Raw genomic sequence first — 17280 nt, 5'->3', positions numbered from 1 at the left:
GCTTAATTTCTTTGTTCAGCCATCTCTGAGATCTCACTGAACAGGTCTGAAGTTTCATTTATCATCTCAAGGGTCTTTTCCAGTGCTTCAAGATCTAAGGTCTGAGAGTTGGTTTCTACGAAATCCCCAAAATTGTAGGACCGTTGCAGAAAATCCCTGTATTCGGCCACTACATCTTGAAGGGAAGGAGAAACTGAAAAGCTGTCCAGCTCAGTGAGAGCTTTCTCTGAATCTTCCTTCAAGGCCCTGCCAGATCCTTCCATCAAAACAGTGTTTCGCTCAGAAGTTGCATTCTTGATATTGCTATAATCATCAAGAATGGTCCCAGTGGAATTGGCTGCCCATTGTAAGAACTGAAGGTCTGCCCTGGCCTGAGATATCGAGTCCCCAAGCTCATCCACATCATTGCCGATATCCGTACATCCACCGGCTACAATGGACAGAATGAGGCATGCGATAATCAAAAGATGCTGATAGGGTACCATGTTCACAACTCCATTAATAATGACTTGTCAATATATTAATTTTTTTATATATAAACATTTACCAATACATGTACAATAAGCATAGCTAACAGAGCTGAAAAGGGAACTGTTATATTATCCAGCTTTTTGGACCTCAATTCAAGATACATTCCCACAAGCCCACCGACTATCGAAAGATATCCCACAAACGGATAGCTGAAAATGATAGCACCGATCAGCCCTGCAAGAGTACCTTCCACCGTTTTAGAGGAACTACCATAGCACATTTTCCCATGTACCCCGAAAATCGTTGAAAGCCCATCCCCCATGGTAAGCACGATTATGGATGCATAACAGATACCTTCGTTCAACCTAGATGAAAGAAGCAGGAGGGCAAGGATAGAGATCAGATACAAAAAAGGTGCCAATGCAAATCGATTCGATTCGTTTTCACGCCAGAGGTAAGAGAAGAATGAATATTCTTTTAATACCGGTTTGACGAACTCTGCAACCAAAAAAAGAATGAGCAGAGCACTTACTGTCCCCATTGCAACATTCTTGCCAAAATAGATAGCTGTCAATGGAAAAAGAGACCCGCTGATATGCACTGCTTTCCTTATTGGCAAATAAGAACGGACCTTTTGCACACTACATGCGAAATATTCTGACATGTGAGCTCACCAAAGAAAAATCATATATGTTTAGTTATTGATTAGAACTAAATGATAAAACCAAAGGATGACATTAGTGCCGGTGTTGTGAAGAAGCAATACATACTCGGCAGGAGAGACGATAACGAGGAGGGAGTTCTCAATATTGGGAGATATCTCGCCCTTGACCGGTCTTCAGGCTCCCATGTTGCCATCGATGCCCTCAAGCCCCATGCCATCCTTATATGCGGTAAACGGGGATACGGCAAATCCTATACCATGGGAACCTTGATCGAAGAGATGGCATTGCTTCCATAGGAGATCAAGCAGAACATAGCGACTCTTGTCATTGACACCATGGGAATATTCTGGACCCTTGGCAAAGGCAACGAACCGCAAAAGGAACTTCTCAAGGATTGGGGATTAGAGCCAAAGGGATTCGATGTCAATGTGTTCGTGCCTGCAGGACATGTAAATGAATATACTAAACGGCATATTGACGTCATACCTTTTTCAGTTCCTGTTGCTCACTTACAGGGATATGACTGGTGCGACCTTTTCAATATCGAGGAAACATCCCCTCTTGGAGTTCTACTTGTAAGGACCATTGAGGACATGCGTGAAGCAGAGAATGAGTTCTCCCTGGGAGATGTTGTCAGCAGAATAAATGAGGACGAGCGGTCGGATGAGATTACAAAAATGGCGGCAGAGAACTATTTCAGGACAGCTGCTTCCTGGGGGATCTTTGAGAAGAACGCAAACGGTTTTTCAGAGATTATAAAGAGCGGCTCCACCGCCATACTTGACGTGAGTTCCATAGAGAACAAAATCGTGCGCTCTGCTGTGGTGGCGATCATTTCAAGGGACATCTATGCCAGACGCTTGCAGGAGAGGCGCACTTATGAAAGAATGAGCATGGGGGACGGAGAGGTCGTGCAGGAGATGCCCATGGTCTGGATGTTCATAGATGAAGCGCATCTTTTCGTGCCTTCTGAAGGGAAAACACTTGCATCCGAGGTCCTTATCAATGAATGGGTGCGCCAGGGAAGGCAACCGGGATTGTCGATAATCTTTGCAACCCAGAGACCTGCGGCACTTCATCCGGATATAATCTCCCAGTCAGACCTTGTGATGTGCCACAGACTCACAGCAAAGGACGATATCGAGGCCCTGGAAGCCATGCGTCCTACATATATGAGAGAGAACATAGGAGATTCCATAAAGAAAATGGGAGCCGAACGAGGTATTGCTTTTGTTGTTGATGATACATCAGAGAGCACGCATCTTGTAAAAGTGAGACCAAGATACAGCTGGCATGGTGGCAATGAGCCAAATGCATTGAACCGAAGGGATATTTAATGGAACTTAAAAAAAGCGCAGATATGGTAATTAACACCTGTATGGGTGCGAAGAAAGGTGAGACAGTGCTTATTGTCACCGATACATGCACTGATAAGATGATCTCAAAGGCACTCTATGATTCCGCAGTGGGTGCAGGTTGTGAGGCCGTATTGCTTACAATGGAACCCAGAGAACAGCACGGTGCTGAACCGCCTGCCCTTGTGGAAGAGGCCATGAAAAACGCAGATGTACTTCTTGCCCCGGCTTCAAAGTCACTGACCCATACCCAGGCACGTAAGAGAGCTTCTGATAACGGTACCCGGACAGCTACGATGCCAGGGATCAATCTGGCCATGATGCAGGAAGGAGGTTTGAATGCAGATTATGAGGATATCGGAAAGCTTGCGGACGAACTCTTGGAGACGCTTAAAGGATCGAAGGAGGTTCGCATCACCACTGAGATGGGTACAGACCTTGTCCTTGATGTGGAAGGGTGTGAATGGATGGCCGATACAGGAATGTGCCATGAGAAAGGTACGACATCCAATCTTCCAGCAGGGGAGATGTACATTGCCCCGAAGAATGTGAACGGCAGGGCTGTCATTGATGGCTCCATGGGTGGCATCGGGTTACTGGACAAGCCATTGATCATAGAGATCAGGAACAGGTCAGCAGTTAGCTTTGAAGGAGAAGGTGCGGAAAAACTTGAAGCAATGGTGGAAAATGTAGGGCCTGACGGGCGTAATATTGCAGAACTCGGCATAGGGATAAATCCTGCAGCAAGCATTATCGGAGTCATTCTCGAAGATGAAAAAGTGGGAGGAACGATACATATTGCATTGGGAGATAATTCCACCTTTGGAGGCTATGTGAAAGTTGACCTTCACCTTGATGGCATAATTACTGGCCCAACGGTCCTAGTCGATGGAATTGACCTGAATGTCAAGCGTTTTGCTTAAGAGAACTGCATCAACTTTTTATGCCGGCAGTGATATGCCGGTAGAAAGTACTTAAATAACTAAACGTTATAATCAGAGCATAGGATATTGCATTTATATTTAGAATATCACCGGTGATCATAATGAAAGGAAGAGTTTGGAAATTCGGAGATGATGTGGATACTGATGCAGTCATCCCGGGCAGATACCTCGTGATGAACACACCAGAGGAACTTGCCCCATATACTTTTGTTGGCGTACGCCCTGAATTTGCAGGGAATGTGAAGGAAAACGACATCGTTGTTGCAGGTAACAATTTTGGTTGTGGCTCTTCAAGGGAACATGCACCTATTGCACTTAAGGGATCAAAGATAGGTTGCGTCATCGCAAAGTCGTTCGCAAGGATCTTTTTCAGGAATGCGATCAATATCGGGGTTGCGCTTCTGGAATGCCCTGAGACAGACAAGATCGACGATGGGGACGAGCTTACCGTTGATATTGCATCTGGCATTATTGAGAACATTACAAAGGGTGAGAAGTACAAGGCTACACCTTTACCTGATTTTGTCCGCGGGATCGTAGATGCCGGCGGTTTAAAGGAATACACAAGGCAGATCATTAACTGATCTTCCTATTCCTTGTTTTTGATTTGATATTTTGTTGAGTTTTTTGCTGAACGACTAAAATATAAAAAAATGAGACATTACATAATTAATAAGGAGGATAAATATGGCACAATATAAAATTCCGGTCCTGCCGGGTGACGGTATAGGCCCTGAGATCATTACCGAGGGTAAGAAGGTAATCGATGCAGCTGGAGAGAGATTTGGATTCGATGTTGACTGGATAGAGTACCCCCAGGGTGCTGACCACTACCTTGAGACAGGAGAGCTTATCTCCGAAGATACGCTCAAAGAGCTTTCAGCATATGATGCGATCTACCTCGGTTCCATTGGGGACGACAGGATCGCACCTGGTGTGCTTGAGAAAGGTATCCTGCTCGCTGCAAGGTTCTACTTAGACCAGTACATCAACCTGCGCCCTATCAAGCTTCTGGAAGGCGTCTGGTGCCCGCTTAAAGACAAGACCCCAGCAGACATCGACTTCACTGTTGTAAGGGAAAACACAGAGGATTTCTACATTGGCATTGGCGGACGTGCAAAGACCGGAACTAGCAAGGACTTGCTCGAGGTCTCAAGAACACTGTACTCTGCAAAGTTCGGACTCGACATTGAGACCGACAGCGAAGAGATCGCATACCAGATAGGCATGATCTCAAAGGAAGGAACCCAGAGGGTCATTGACTACTCCTTCGACCTTGCTGAGAAGAGCGACAAACACGTTTCATCAGTTGACAAGGCGAACGTCCTTTCAGACATCTACGGATTCTGGAGAGAGGAGTTCAACACAATAGCAGCTAAGCACCCTGATGTTAAGACAGACTTCAACTATGTCGATGCTATCACAATGTGGTTCGTCAAGAACCCTGAATGGTTCGATATCGTAGTCACACCTAACATGTTCGGTGACATCATCACTGACCTTGGCGCAATGGTACAGGGCGGTCTCGGACTCGCACCTGGCGGAAACATCAACCCTAACGGTACCAGCATGTTCGAGCCTATCCACGGTTCAGCACCAAAGTACAAGGGCATGAACAAGGTCAATCCTATCGCAACCATCTGGGCAGGTTCAATGCTCATTGAACAACTCGGTGAGAAGGAAGCAGCAGATGCTATCGTCTCCGCCATCGAGAAGAACATTCTCGAAGCAAAGGTCCAGACCTACGACATGGGCGGCTCAAACACTACCACTGATGTTGGTAGCGATATCGCAAGAATTCTGCTCGAGATGTAATTTAGCATCTCACTTTTTCTTTTTGGCCTTCACGTCAGGATCGGCGTGGAGGAGCTTTCTTTTTTTATGACCATGGTAGAAAAGAAGATATTTTGCCAAATCGCAGCTCTTCGATAAATTTTTAATATATGACACTCAGTTTTATAGTATGTCACATTCAACCTTACATCCCCTCGTCTGGGGACTTATCACATTCGTAATGGGAATCCCCATAGTCTATTTCATGAGCGAAGAACCTCAATTAAGATCAGTGATAAAAAGAGCGTTTTTGATGGCACTTGGATTTACCATTGGTGCAACTATTGGATATTTTTATCCATGAACAATTTCCCACACATTAAAGCAAACTATATACAACAAAAACGAGATATTATTAATCATCGAGACTAATGTTGTAGTATCATATTCGTTTTTAGAGATGCTTTGGGGAGCTTTCATGAAAATAAAGAGGATCGTTGTTAAGAACCTATTTGGAACGTTCGACCATGATGTTCCGTTGAACACAGAAGAGCATATCACTATTCTCCACGGACCGAACGGTATTGGCAAGACGGTCCTACTTCAGATATTGAACTCGCTGTTCCGTTCCAACTATTATGAGCTTTATCGCATTCCTTTCAGCCGGCTCGAAATCGAGTTCAGTGACAGGAGCAAACTTGTTGTAAGGAAAAAACTATATCTGGACGAAACTGAACCCATCAAAGCTGAGAACAGCAGTTATCGCGAACTGGCATTCGAATGGCTTAAACCCACAAAGAAAAAGGTTCGTTATACAGTCAAGCCGATTGATATTGAAGAAGTTTTCTCGACACCTAAGGTCGAGCATATGATACCTGAGCTTGAGAAGATAGATGATAACACCTGGGTACATTTCACCACGCAGGAAAAGCTCACATCCGAAGAGGTCATGAGCCTTTTCAGTGACAAGCTCCCACAAAAGAGAAAGGACGAACCTGCATGGCTCAGGGAAGTGCTGGCTTCCATCAACATCTGTTTCATTAAGACACAGCGACTGCTAAGTATTTCATTCTCCCAATCCGTGGAGACAGAAAGAAGAACCTCCGTCATACCTTCTGTGATCAGTTATTCCGATGAACTTGCAGGCTCCATGCAGAAGAAACTTGCAGAATATGCAGCACTTTCACAATCCCTTGACCGTACATTCCCTTCGAGACTACTAAAGACGGACAGTAAACATGTGGACACGTCCATAGAAGAACTAAAGGTCAAACTTACCGAACTGGAAGAAAAAAGAAAACAACTCATCGAAGCGGGATTCATCGAGGCAGAAGGCGGTCTTGACATAGAGGAGATCACAGATATCGATGAGAGCAACAGGAATTTTCTCCAGCTTTACATAGAAGATGTCAAACAAAAGCTCAGCGTATTCAATGATCTTACTCAAAGGATAGACCTTCTTATAAAAATAATCAATTGCAGATTCCTTTACAAGAAACTCTCGGTCAGCAAAAAAAATGGTTTTGTTTTTACAACGGCAGAAAATATGCCCCTTTCACCGACCAAGCTCTCATCCGGAGAACAGCAGGAACTGGTACTGTTCTACGAGCTGTTGTTCCATGTAGAACCTGAAGCTTTGATACTTATTGATGAGCCCGAGATATCACTACATGTCCTATGGCAACAACAGTTCCTGAGAGACTTACAGGCAATAACCCAGCTCGCAGGTTTTGATGTCCTGATAGCCACACATTCGCCACAGATAATTCATGACCGCTGGGACCTTACCGTTGAGCTTAGAGGACGCGATAATGAAGAGATACTTAACAGCTGACGATATCGCGAACAACGTTCGAATGATGCGAACCCAGTTCAGGGGTAGTGTATTGATAATCGAAGGCAGCACCGACATGAGGCTCTACCAGCGATTTGTGGATGATAAAAGATGCAAGGTCATCCCCGCCAATGGAAAGGAGAATGCTATCAAGGTCATACATATCCTTAAACGTTCAAAAATGGAAGGTGTCCTAACCATCGTAGATGCTGATTTCTGGCGGGTTGACGGAATAAGGAACAATAATAGTGATGTGCTTGTCACTGACACTCATGATCTTGAGACAATGCTTATTGCATCAGAAGCACTGGAGCGTCTTCTTGAAGAATTCACATCACCATACAAAGTCGAAGCGCTTCATATGTCCATAAGACAACTCTTGCTTTATACAGCAATGCCATTGGGACTTTTCAGATGGCTTTCGTCCTCTGGCAAAGATAAACTGTCACTCAGGTTCAAGGATGTCGATTTTGAACAGTTCATGGAAGTACAGCCACTATCGATAAACCTCAAACGTCTCATACGAGAAGTAAAGGTCAACTCAAACAGACATTCCCTGAACGAGAGGATCATACGCAAAAAGCTTATGAAAATGCTCGATGAGGATCACGACCCCTGGCAGATATGTTCCGGTCACGATGTTGTAGAGATACTGGCATTCGGACTACGCGAGATCTTTGGCAATTTGGATGCACATCATACGAACGAAGGAATAATAGACAGAAGCCTGCGGCTTGCCTATGATATAACAATGTTCAAGAAGACCGAACTATATAGCTCTATCCTGAATTGGGAAGAAGAGAATGTACCTTACATCGTCCTCACTGAAGCTTGACCAATATCAGAGCTTTGACATCTCCTTATAATCCAGTACTTTTGAGACAGGGCTTGTTGATACCTGAATACCTGCTTCCTCTACAGCAGAGATCATGTTCACGCCAACGCCTACAAGGATCCCGGATAAACCTTCTTCAACCGGAGCACCACATAGATCATAAGCTGAAGAGCCAATGTTCATTACATTACCTATGCCGGAAGCCTCAAGCTGATGCAAGACATCCTTTGCTTTTTCAACTGCAGAAGATGGAATTGTGCGTATATTGGCAAGGATGCGACCGTTGCCTGTATCAAGCACGTCCAGAACTGAAGTTGCATGTCTTATCATGAATATCTTTACCGGATCAATGGAAGTACCGGAATACGAGATCAAGTCCCTGAATTGCACAGGGTCGTTATGCTCCATTTCCAATATACCGCCATATGCCGGTTTTACTGGAATGCCGTTTCTGAGAAGCACACCGTCATATGTAATACTGCAAACAGTTGCTATGCCCACACTACCTTCAGGCACATATACCCCGGAATCTGAATCCTCTTCGAAGATCTTAATGTTAGGACTTATGCACATGCCACCTGATGCAGCATATTTCATGACATCGAGAGCATTATCGAAGTCGTCCTTGTCGAGAGTGGAAAGGTTGACTATCACATTGCCTTCTTTGGAGATGGGGTCGTAATCGGTTTTATAGATGAGCTCTTCGATCCTTGTGATAACAAAACCCAAGCGGTCACCTATAAGAGCATCATCGAGTTCCTTCCTGCCGAAAGTGGTGATGGTACGCCCGTTATAACCGTGTTTTTCAGTAAATCCCCTTTCGTCAAGTATCCTTAAATGATAGCGTACGGCACGTTCGCCTAAATTGTAACCACGGCTTTGAAGCTCATCGGCAATGTTCCTTGCGCCTATAGGTTTATCGCTTTCGCTAATAACACGCATGATCTCAATTAATTTACGCTGAATCTGTGGATCGGTCATTTATAGGCACCTGATGTGTATTATAGGTCACAGCAATTTCCATTGGCATTACTCATTTAATGAAAGCAACGGGTATATACCGGACATCAACTTAAAATTAACTATTGCCGGTTATATCTTTCCTGTTTTTAGTATATAAACCATAAGCCATATGCCCATAAAAGCAGCCACTAAAAATCCCATTAAGCCAAAAAGAGGAACACTCCAAATATGTGGTTCCATCCCGGTCTGAATAATAAGGGAGGAACCAACGATAATGGCAGATATGATGAAACTGAATGCAAGACGATTGCTCGAGGAACTTATTTCCGCAACTATACGATCCATCTCATGAGGATCGAATTTGAGATTGAGATATCCTTTTTCTGCTGTTGCAAGTATATGAGATATCTGTAATGGCGCTTTGTGCAACATCCTTGCCGTCTGCCAGAGATCACTGTAGAGCGATTCTGTCATTTGCTTTGGTTTCAGACGATTGCGCATAATCCCCTTCGCGTAAGGTTCAGCAACAATGGTCACATTGAAATCAGGTACCATTTGTAATGCGAACCCGCTGACCGTCATCACACCTTTAAAGAGCAATGCAATATTTGGAGGGATACGGATACGGAATTTTCGCAGCAGGGTCATCATTTCAGCGATCATTTCGGGCGTGTCAAGTTGTTTTAAGGACCTGCCATAATATTTACTCAGGATGTAACCGTATTCGATCTTAAAGGAATGAACGTCCAGTTCATCAGGAACCATTCCAAAGTCCCTCATAACTTCAAGATATTGTGTTACGTCCTCCCTGGTGATGGCAAGAAGAGCGTCCACAAGGAGGTTCTTCATCTCATTGGATATGCTGCCCACCATTCCAAAATCAAGAAGACAGATCCGCCCATCTTCCAGTATCAGAACATTCCCAGAATGCATGTCCGCATGGAAGAAGCCATCCTCGAATATCTGTTTCATGAAAGCCTTGGTTCCGTTCTCCGCTATCTTGTAACGGTCCAGACCCATTTCCTCGAGGGTCTCGAAATTGTTACATTTGACACCATCGATATACTCCATTGTGAGCACGCGGCGAGTGCTGTATTCCAAATAGACATTTGGAATTACAATGTCAGGATCATTCTCAAAATTTCTGCGGAAACGTTCAATGTTCCGGGCTTCCTGCACATAGTCCATCTCAGCATGTATAGAGTGGTAGATTTCATCCACAACATCCACAGGACTGTAGAGTTTTGCTTCTTCCACATGTTCTTCTGCAAAACCTGCCATGCTGTAAAGGATATCAAGGTCAGAACTTATGACCTTACGGATACCCGGTCTTTGAACCTTAACAACAACCTCCGTTCCGTCAAGAAGTTTAGCACGGTGAACCTGACCGATGGAAGCCGCAGCAATAGAGTTACTGTCAAATGAAAGAAAAATGTCCTCGATCTTTTTTCCAAATTCCTCTTCGACGACCCGTTTGACCTCATCAAAACTAAAAGGCGGCACTTCGTTCTGGAGTTTAGCAAATTCCTCAGCATACTCTTTAGGAATTAGGTCCTGACGCATGCTCATGAGCTGACCGAATTTTACATAGGTAGGACCGAGTTCTTCCAGTACTTTTCGCACCCTTTCAGGACCTGAACACGGACGAGGAGGGGTAGCGAAGCGACCTTTGAATCTAGACCTGAAAGAGCCAAGTGATCTGATGCCCATCTGGTCTACAAAATAACCGAACCCATACTTTATCAGGGTATCAATGATGATCCCATAGCGTTTTACCATGGAATACCTGCGTACGAGCTTGGTGGGCATTCGCGATCCGGCCTGCTATCAGATTCTATATGGCAACCTACTGCGAAGTTGCTAGTGTATTAAAAAGTGATTAAATGATAGAAGACGAATTTATTCGTCTTTCATCTTTTCCTTTAACATGGTTTCAAGATCTTCGATCTTCTTATGGAGGGCATTGATCTCTTCTTTTGTAGCGAGATCAGCCTTGCCAAAGACGTCCTGTACTTTTTCAGAAACTGCCTCTTCGAAGTCCTTCTGCTGTTGTTTTTGCTTTTCTATCAGATCCTCTACGAACTTCTTACCTTCTTCCTTGTTAAACTCCCCCTCCTCAACAAGGTTCTTTACGAGCTCATCGACCTTCTCTTGAGTAATGGCGTACATACCTAAGCCAAAAAGTCCCAATTTCTTTATGCTATCGATCATCAAATTATAACCTCCCATATAGAGTTTAACTTTTTTATGATATATAGTTTGTTAAAAAACAAAAAGAGAGAAAAGAAGAAAGGATGCTCAAAGCAATAAAAGGAACGTTATTGATCTGCAAGACTTTCAAGATTATTCTCAAGATAGGTTGCACCACACATCTCAATGAACTTGCCGCAAACATCCCTCGCATCGCCATCCATAATGATCGAGCCATTTTCAAACAGCACTGCACGGTGTGCCACTTCCTTGACAAAGTCCATGTGATGACTGACAAGTACAATGGTAGTTCCAAAACGTGCGTTTATTCTTTTCAGGGAGTTTGTGACATCCCTTAATGTCACAGGATCAAGGTCTCCGAATGGCTCATCGAGCATGAGGAACTCAGGTTCTGTTGCAAGAGCAAGGGCAATGTAGGCCCTTACATGTTCACCACCACTTATCTGGTAAGGGGTCTTGTCAAGAATTTCCAGTGGAAGGTCAAGTGCTTCAAATACCGGAACTGCGTATACATCAACATCAGTATTTGGTATAACAGGGAATAGTTTGGAATAAACATCCATTGAAAGACGCATACTATTCAATGTATTCGTTCTTTCAATCTCACCCATGTCCGGAAGGATATAGATCTTATCAAGCATCTCATCAGAAATACCCATCTCTGCGGCTTTTTGACGTGCAAACTCAAGTGCACCATGCATCTTCATGCTTAGTCTGAAACCGATCTGCTGGCGTACTGTGGAATGCGGGGAAAGTGAGAATTCCTGATGCATTATACTGATCTTTTTCCAAAGTTCCAGGCGCTGTCTGGTAAAACTGGATATGTTAACCCACTCATCTTCATGCAAGTAGGAAACTGAGCCTTCCTTTGGCTCCTTCAGGCCTTCCATTATTTTCAAAAATGTAGTTTTGCCTGCACCGGAAGAACCTATGAAACTTACGATCTCGCCTTTATTTATCGAAAGAGATTGGTCCTTTATGTTAAGTACCTCACCGACACGGATCAGGACCAGTCTTTTAGAGATATTCTCCGCTTTTATGCAGGGACTCTTCTCAGACAATTCAGAGAGCATTTCCTTTGGGGAAAGGTCCTTTAAGAAGTTCTTGAGAACAGAGGCAGGTTTCCCGTCATCAACGACCTTACCATCTTCGATGTATATGACCCGGTCTGCAAGATAAGCATGTACTTCCGGAAGATGTGAGACTACGATTATAGGAATGTTCAGCCTGTCCTTAAGCTGAAGAATAACATCCATAATCTCCTGTTTGGTATCTGGTCCTGTCATTGTGACAGGTTCATCCAGTAACAGAAGACGAGGCTGTGCCGCAAGTTGACGGGCAATTATCAAACGCTGTTTTTCGCCGCCACTTAGCAAACTTGAAGAATGAAGGGCTTTATGGTCAAGGCCTACCAGCCTTAAGTATGCCATGGACCTCTCATACAGTTCATCATAAAAGGGTGCATCCGGTTCCGGCATGCCCTCATAGCCTGCATATTGAATGTTCAGTCTGCGGATTATATTTTCAATGGCAGGGCCTGCCCATAATCCAAAATTACGCTGAAAATGAATAGCCGTACTTCTTCCGAGTAATTTTTTCCCTTCTGCACCCGAAAGTTCAGTGATTATGGAACCATCAATTTCAATGCTTCCACTGTCGAATGGTTCGGCTCCCCTCAATATCTTGAGGAGGGTGGTCTTTCCACTGCCACTCTTTCCCGTTATGCCAAGGATCTCGCCATCTGCCACATCAAAACTTATTCCGTTAAGGATACGGAGTTCGTTTTCGCCAACTTCATAATTCTTTACAATATCAGAAACTCTGAGCATAAGTGAAAACCCCGTTAGAATTCAGGAGATCATTTCTTGATAGCAGAAACAATTTCTTCTATCTTTTTCTTGACATCGTCCGTCTCTTCGACAATAGTACCGGTTACGATCATATCGGCACCGGCATCAGCACATATCTTTGCTGTTTTACCGTCACGGATACCGCCACCAACGATAAGTTTGTTGTCGCCGAGAACGTGTTTTACCGCACCTATAGTTTCAGGAGTGATCGGTCGGTCTGCGCCTGAACCCGCTTCAAGATAAGTGTAATGCATACCCATGTATTTGCCTGCAAGAGAATAAGCAGCTGCAAGCTCTGGTTTGTTGCGTGGAATGAGTTTCGCATCGCCTACCCAGCCAACGGTACCACCAGGCTCGGATATTATGTAGGCCATGGAAATAGGCTCAATTCCAGACTTATAGACAATAGGGGCGCCCATCACCTGATTCGTTGTGATATAATTGATATCACGTGAATTAAGAAGGCTCATAAAAAAGATAGCATCGGCATGAGTGCTCACGCCGCCGGCATTACCCGGAAAAAGAATAGTAGGAACATCAACCTGTTCCTTTATTTTGATCAGTGTCTGATCCAATGCTACGCCACCGGCTCCTGTAGAGCCACCGATCAGTATGGCATCAGTACCTCCAGCTACAGCCGCTTTTGCAATCTCTGCAGCGGCTTCCGGAGATTGTGATGCCGGATCGATAAGCGTTAAGTGAACTGTACCTTCGCGTTCTGCGATATCGTTGAGGTACTCTTCCACTTGCATTGTTAGGATCAGCCTCTTCTGACTTCCTTGTTTTTCACACGTAGATTTGAGTAACCACACTTTCTGCATCTTGTTGCCCTAACAGCATTGCGGGCACTGCACTTCATACAGATCTTCTTATTGAGGATCCTTTCTTCTGCTTCTGGGAATCTTGCCATGTTCTCACCTTGATTAATATTAATTGAATATGTATGATAATGTGTTAGTTAGAATGTGATATACATCAGTATACCGGCTGGCTACATGCATTTCAAAACATATAACTGTTTTGGGATAGACAAAGCACATCCACAAAATAAATAATAGAATATTTCAACTAAATGCAACAAATAAAGAACAAAAAAGGAGATGAATGGCAGCGACCAGACTCCGGCAGACCGGAGTGAAAGCAACTTCCCCAATAGACGACTCCCCAAAGTCACTCTGAAAGCGATTGCGGTGATACCTTGCATGGTCATGGGATCTTACACCCATACGCACATCACCATCTAATCAACTGCCTCACCACATCATTGATGATATGGTAATACTAAATCTGACTCCACCATATTAATACTTACTCTAAATTTACAGAATGTACAAATATATTTTACATTGTTAATAACTGTTGAGATAAAATAATTAAAATTTGATCAAAAAAGAAAGAGAAGGGAAAGAAAAAGAGAAGAAAGGACCATATGGTCTTAACTTTTGAGTGCCGCAACAAGTAACTCGCGTGCCTGGCGTGCATCTGCACGTCCTTTCGTCTTTTTCATGACCTGCCCAACAAGGAAATTGAGGGACTTTTCCGCCCCACCAAGATAATCCTGAACAGCAGCTTCGTTCTCAGCAATTGTTTCAGAGACCGCAGTTGCAACAATATCATCCTCAACCTTACGAAGTCCCTTAGCATCAATGACCTCATTGGCCGATCCACCCTCATCCAGAATTATACGGATAACTTCAATACCACTGTTATCACTGATCTCCCCATTATTCACAGATCCAATGATGTATATCAGATCATCTGACCCAATCGATGACGTGATCGTAGGATCTTTGCGATTTGCACCTGATAGTTTGACCCAACTATATGGTGGCGTTACAGGATCATTTGTTCTGCCATGAATTGCCAGATCACGATAGTTCCATTCGCCTTTGAAAATGTCAGCAACCCATACAGCAGCATCCTTTGAATCGATATTTTCGTTCTGCGCAACAGCTTCATAGAAATCTGCAATATCCTGATCAGATGTCAATGCCTTTGCATGCATATCCGTCATATCGTATTCTTCAAGGAATCTATTACGTTTTGCATCAGGAAGTTCCGGCAACGTTGCTGCAACAGCAGGTACGCGGTCTGCAACCCTCATTGGCATAAGATCAGGTTCAGGGAAATAACGATAGTCATTCTCGGTTTCCTTTGTACGCATAGAAAGAGTGACTCCCCTTGCTTCGTCAAAATGCCGGGTTTCCAGAGTGATCTCCCCACCACGGCGGATCTGATTTTTCTGCCTCATAATTTCATATAGCAGAGCTCGCTCAGCTCCCTTAAAAGAGGAAATGTTCTTGACCTCAACACGCTCCCCCATAAAGACAGAAACATTAGCATCCACCCTCATAGCACCCTCAAGATCACCATTAAAAACATCAAGGTAATCAAGAATGCTCCTGAGCTTGTCCAGATATCTCCTTGCTTCCTTTGGACTTCTCATATCCGGTTCACTTACAATTTCGATAAGTGTCATGCCTGAACGGTTGTAATTGATAAGTGTACCCTTTGACTTGTCAATACTTCCCATATGTTGCAATCTTCCAGGATCCTCTTCCATGTGAGCACGGGTTATTCCAATATCACGTTCACCATCCTCGCCCTCAATAACGACCTTTCCTTCACCAGCTATTGGAAAATCGTACTGTGTTGTCTGGAATCCTTTTGGAAGATCAGGATAATAGTAATTCTTTCTGTGGAACTGGGTCTGTTCAACAATGTCACAGCCAAGTGCAAGTCCGATCTTCATTGCATACTCCACAGCTTTTTCATTGATAACTGGCAATGCGCCGGGCAACCCCAGACACACAGGACACACATGAGTGTTCGGTTCAGAATCATGGTAATCCGTGGAACATCCACAGAAAAGCTTTGTGTTGAGCTTGTTAAGCTGAACGTGAACCTCAAGTCCGATCCTTACTCCATCAGGATTTTCATATACCATTTAAGCCACCTCCCCTGGTCGTGCTTTATGATGATCGGTATTTTTCTCAAAAGAATATGCTGCACGGATAAGGGTTGCCTCATCGAAATGATTTCCTATGATCTGTAAACCTACCGGCAGACCATCAGAAGAACCACATGGAACCGAGATACACGGAACTCCGGCAAGGTTCATCGGAACAGTGTTCACGTCTGTTAGGTATTGGGACAGCGGATCTTCCACCTTCTCACCGATCTTGAATGCAGGCAATGGCATAGTAGGGGCCATAAGAACATCGAAATTTGCAAATGCCTTTTCAAAGTCCTGCTTTACAAGGGTTCGCACTTGCAGTGCCTTAAGGTAATACTTATCCTGATATCCTGCAGACAACGCATACGTTCCAAGAAGGATCCTGCGCTGCACTTCTTTGCCAAAGTTCTCTGCGCGTGTCCTTGATGCCATAACATGCCAGTTCTCACCCTCGCTCCTCGGACCGTAGCGAGTACCATCGAAACGTGCAAGATTGGATGAAGCTTCGCTCATGGCTATCGTATAGTAAGCTGCAAGGGCGTACTTCGTGTTCGGCATAGAGACCTTCCCCCAGGAAGCACCCATTTCCTCGTACTTGGCGATCGCATCCCACACAGCCTTCTCGGTACTGCTGTCAACGCCTTCGCCAAAATACTCATCCGGCACACCGATCTTAAGACCCTTCACATCATCGACCAGTGCCGCCTGGTAATCGATCTTATTATCAATGGAAGTGCTGTCACGAGCATCATACCCGCCTATCACATCCATAACGGCTGCGATATCCTCAACACAGGTCGCCATTGGACCTATCTGTTCGAGGGAGTTAGCATATGAGATCAGGCCATACCGTGAAACTGCACCATAGGTCGGTTTAAGGCCTACGACACCACAGAAAGCAGCTGGGCATCTTACAGAACCACCTGTATCGGAACCAAGTGATATAGGAGATTCACCTGCTGCAACCACTGCGGCACTGCCACCGGAAGAACCTCCGGGAACTCTCTCATGGTCCCAGGGATTAAGAGTGACACCATAGCAGCTTGACTCGGTGGATGTACCCATAGCAAACTCGTCCATGTTCGTCTTGCCTATGATGACCGCTCCAGCCGCTTTGAGCCTCTCGATAACATGGGCATCATAAGGAGGCACATAACCTTCCAGTATCTTCGAACTGCAAGTTGTTGCAAGCCCTTTTGTAGAAATATTATCCTTGATAGCAATAGGGACCCCGGCAAGAGGACCAGCGACTTCACCTTTATCGACCATCTTAGCAGTATCCAGTGCACCATCAGAGGTACAAGTGTATCCATTGATACTGCTCTTTTCGATGAGCTCAAGGTATGAAGCGGTCACTTCTTCTGCGGAGGTCGCAGCAATTATCTCTTTAACATCAGAAATGCTTAACCATTTAGTCATTCTA

The 17280-nt window shown here is 44.4% G+C and carries 19 protein-coding genes; 8 read left to right on the top strand and 11 right to left on the bottom strand.

Annotation, left to right across the window (positions count from 1 at the left end; genetic code table 11):
- Positions 1-2: 2 nt before the first annotated feature.
- Complete coding sequence (locus PBV53_RS04365; RefSeq protein WP_270095961.1) at positions 3-485, bottom strand: hypothetical protein; 483 nt, start codon at positions 483-485, stop codon at positions 3-5.
- A 44-nt stretch (positions 486-529) separates the two neighbouring features.
- Entirely contained in the window at positions 530-1135 is a 606-nt protein-coding gene (locus tag PBV53_RS04360; RefSeq protein ID WP_270095960.1) for a hypothetical protein, read from the bottom strand.
- A gap of 51 nt (positions 1136-1186) precedes the next feature.
- Between PBV53_RS04360 and PBV53_RS04355 the strand changes: the two genes are divergently transcribed.
- From PBV53_RS04355 to PBV53_RS04320, 8 genes are all read left to right on the top strand, one after another.
- Complete coding sequence (locus tag PBV53_RS04355; protein ID WP_270095959.1) at positions 1187-1432, top strand: hypothetical protein; 246 nt, start codon at positions 1187-1189, stop codon at positions 1430-1432.
- 39 nt (positions 1433-1471) lie between these two features.
- Positions 1472-2473, top strand: coding sequence for an ATP-binding protein (locus PBV53_RS04350; protein WP_270095958.1), 1002 nt, complete (start codon positions 1472-1474; stop codon positions 2471-2473).
- Positions 2473-3414 (top strand): aminopeptidase, encoded by a 942-nt coding sequence (locus PBV53_RS04345; RefSeq protein ID WP_270095957.1) that lies wholly within the window; start codon positions 2473-2475, stop codon positions 3412-3414. Before PBV53_RS04350 ends, PBV53_RS04345 begins: the two co-directional genes overlap by 1 nt.
- 122 nt (positions 3415-3536) lie before the next feature.
- On the top strand, positions 3537-4019 hold the full coding sequence (locus PBV53_RS04340) for a 3-isopropylmalate dehydratase small subunit (RefSeq protein WP_270095956.1): 483 nt from the start codon (positions 3537-3539) through the stop codon (positions 4017-4019).
- Between the two features lie 103 nt (positions 4020-4122).
- Positions 4123-5250: an isocitrate/isopropylmalate dehydrogenase family protein gene (locus tag PBV53_RS04335; RefSeq protein WP_270095955.1), complete on the top strand. Its 1128-nt coding sequence runs from the start codon at positions 4123-4125 to the stop codon at positions 5248-5250.
- A 148-nt stretch (positions 5251-5398) separates the two neighbouring features.
- Positions 5399-5572, top strand: coding sequence for a hypothetical protein (locus tag PBV53_RS04330; RefSeq protein WP_270095954.1), 174 nt, complete (start codon positions 5399-5401; stop codon positions 5570-5572).
- 114 nt (positions 5573-5686) lie between these two features.
- The gene (locus PBV53_RS04325) at positions 5687-7042 is read left to right on the top strand and encodes an AAA family ATPase (protein ID WP_270095953.1); all 1356 of its coding nucleotides are present in this window, start codon (positions 5687-5689) and stop codon (positions 7040-7042) included.
- Positions 7020-7877 carry a DUF4435 domain-containing protein gene (locus tag PBV53_RS04320; protein ID WP_270095952.1) on the top strand — a complete coding sequence of 286 codons (858 nt, stop codon included), beginning with the start codon at positions 7020-7022 and terminating at the stop codon, positions 7875-7877. Before PBV53_RS04325 ends, PBV53_RS04320 begins: the two co-directional genes overlap by 23 nt.
- 6 nt (positions 7878-7883) lie before the next feature.
- On the opposite strand, the gene PBV53_RS04315 is transcribed toward PBV53_RS04320, so the two are convergent.
- The 9 genes from PBV53_RS04315 to gatA form a co-directional block, all read right to left on the bottom strand.
- Entirely contained in the window at positions 7884-8858 is a 975-nt protein-coding gene (locus PBV53_RS04315) for a DUF128 domain-containing protein (RefSeq protein ID WP_270095951.1), read from the bottom strand.
- Positions 8859-8969: 111 nt separating this feature from the next.
- On the bottom strand, positions 8970-10649 hold the full coding sequence (locus tag PBV53_RS04310; protein ID WP_270095950.1) for an ABC1 kinase family protein: 1680 nt from the start codon (positions 10647-10649) through the stop codon (positions 8970-8972).
- A gap of 90 nt (positions 10650-10739) precedes the next feature.
- The gene (locus tag PBV53_RS04305; RefSeq protein ID WP_270095949.1) at positions 10740-11051 is read right to left on the bottom strand and encodes a phasin family protein; all 312 of its coding nucleotides are present in this window, start codon (positions 11049-11051) and stop codon (positions 10740-10742) included.
- 107 nt (positions 11052-11158) lie between these two features.
- Positions 11159-12880, bottom strand: a complete 1722-nt coding sequence (locus tag PBV53_RS04300; protein ID WP_270095948.1) for an ABC transporter ATP-binding protein — start codon at positions 12878-12880, stop codon at positions 11159-11161.
- Positions 12881-12909: 29 nt separating this feature from the next.
- Positions 12910-13653: a phosphoglycerol geranylgeranyltransferase gene (locus PBV53_RS04295; RefSeq protein ID WP_270095947.1), complete on the bottom strand. Its 744-nt coding sequence runs from the start codon at positions 13651-13653 to the stop codon at positions 12910-12912.
- An 8-nt stretch (positions 13654-13661) separates the two neighbouring features.
- Positions 13662-13811, bottom strand: coding sequence for a 50S ribosomal protein L40e (locus PBV53_RS04290; protein WP_270095946.1), 150 nt, complete (start codon positions 13809-13811; stop codon positions 13662-13664).
- Positions 13812-13965: 154 nt separating this feature from the next.
- Positions 13966-14127: a hypothetical protein gene (locus tag PBV53_RS04285; RefSeq protein WP_270095945.1), complete on the bottom strand. Its 162-nt coding sequence runs from the start codon at positions 14125-14127 to the stop codon at positions 13966-13968.
- A gap of 209 nt (positions 14128-14336) precedes the next feature.
- Positions 14337-15848: an Asp-tRNA(Asn)/Glu-tRNA(Gln) amidotransferase subunit GatB gene (gene gatB / locus PBV53_RS04280; protein WP_270095944.1), complete on the bottom strand. Its 1512-nt coding sequence runs from the start codon at positions 15846-15848 to the stop codon at positions 14337-14339.
- Positions 15849-17276 carry an Asp-tRNA(Asn)/Glu-tRNA(Gln) amidotransferase subunit GatA gene (gatA, locus tag PBV53_RS04275; protein WP_270095943.1) on the bottom strand — a complete coding sequence of 476 codons (1428 nt, stop codon included), beginning with the start codon at positions 17274-17276 and terminating at the stop codon, positions 15849-15851.
- Positions 17277-17280 lie beyond the last annotated feature (4 nt).

Origin of the sequence: Methanococcoides alaskense, from assembly GCF_027594145.1 — an archaeon.
GTDB lineage: Archaea > Halobacteriota > Methanosarcinia > Methanosarcinales > Methanosarcinaceae > Methanococcoides > Methanococcoides alaskense.
Note: the sequence above shows the minus strand (reverse complement) of the source record. Positions and strands in the feature narration are given on the sequence as shown.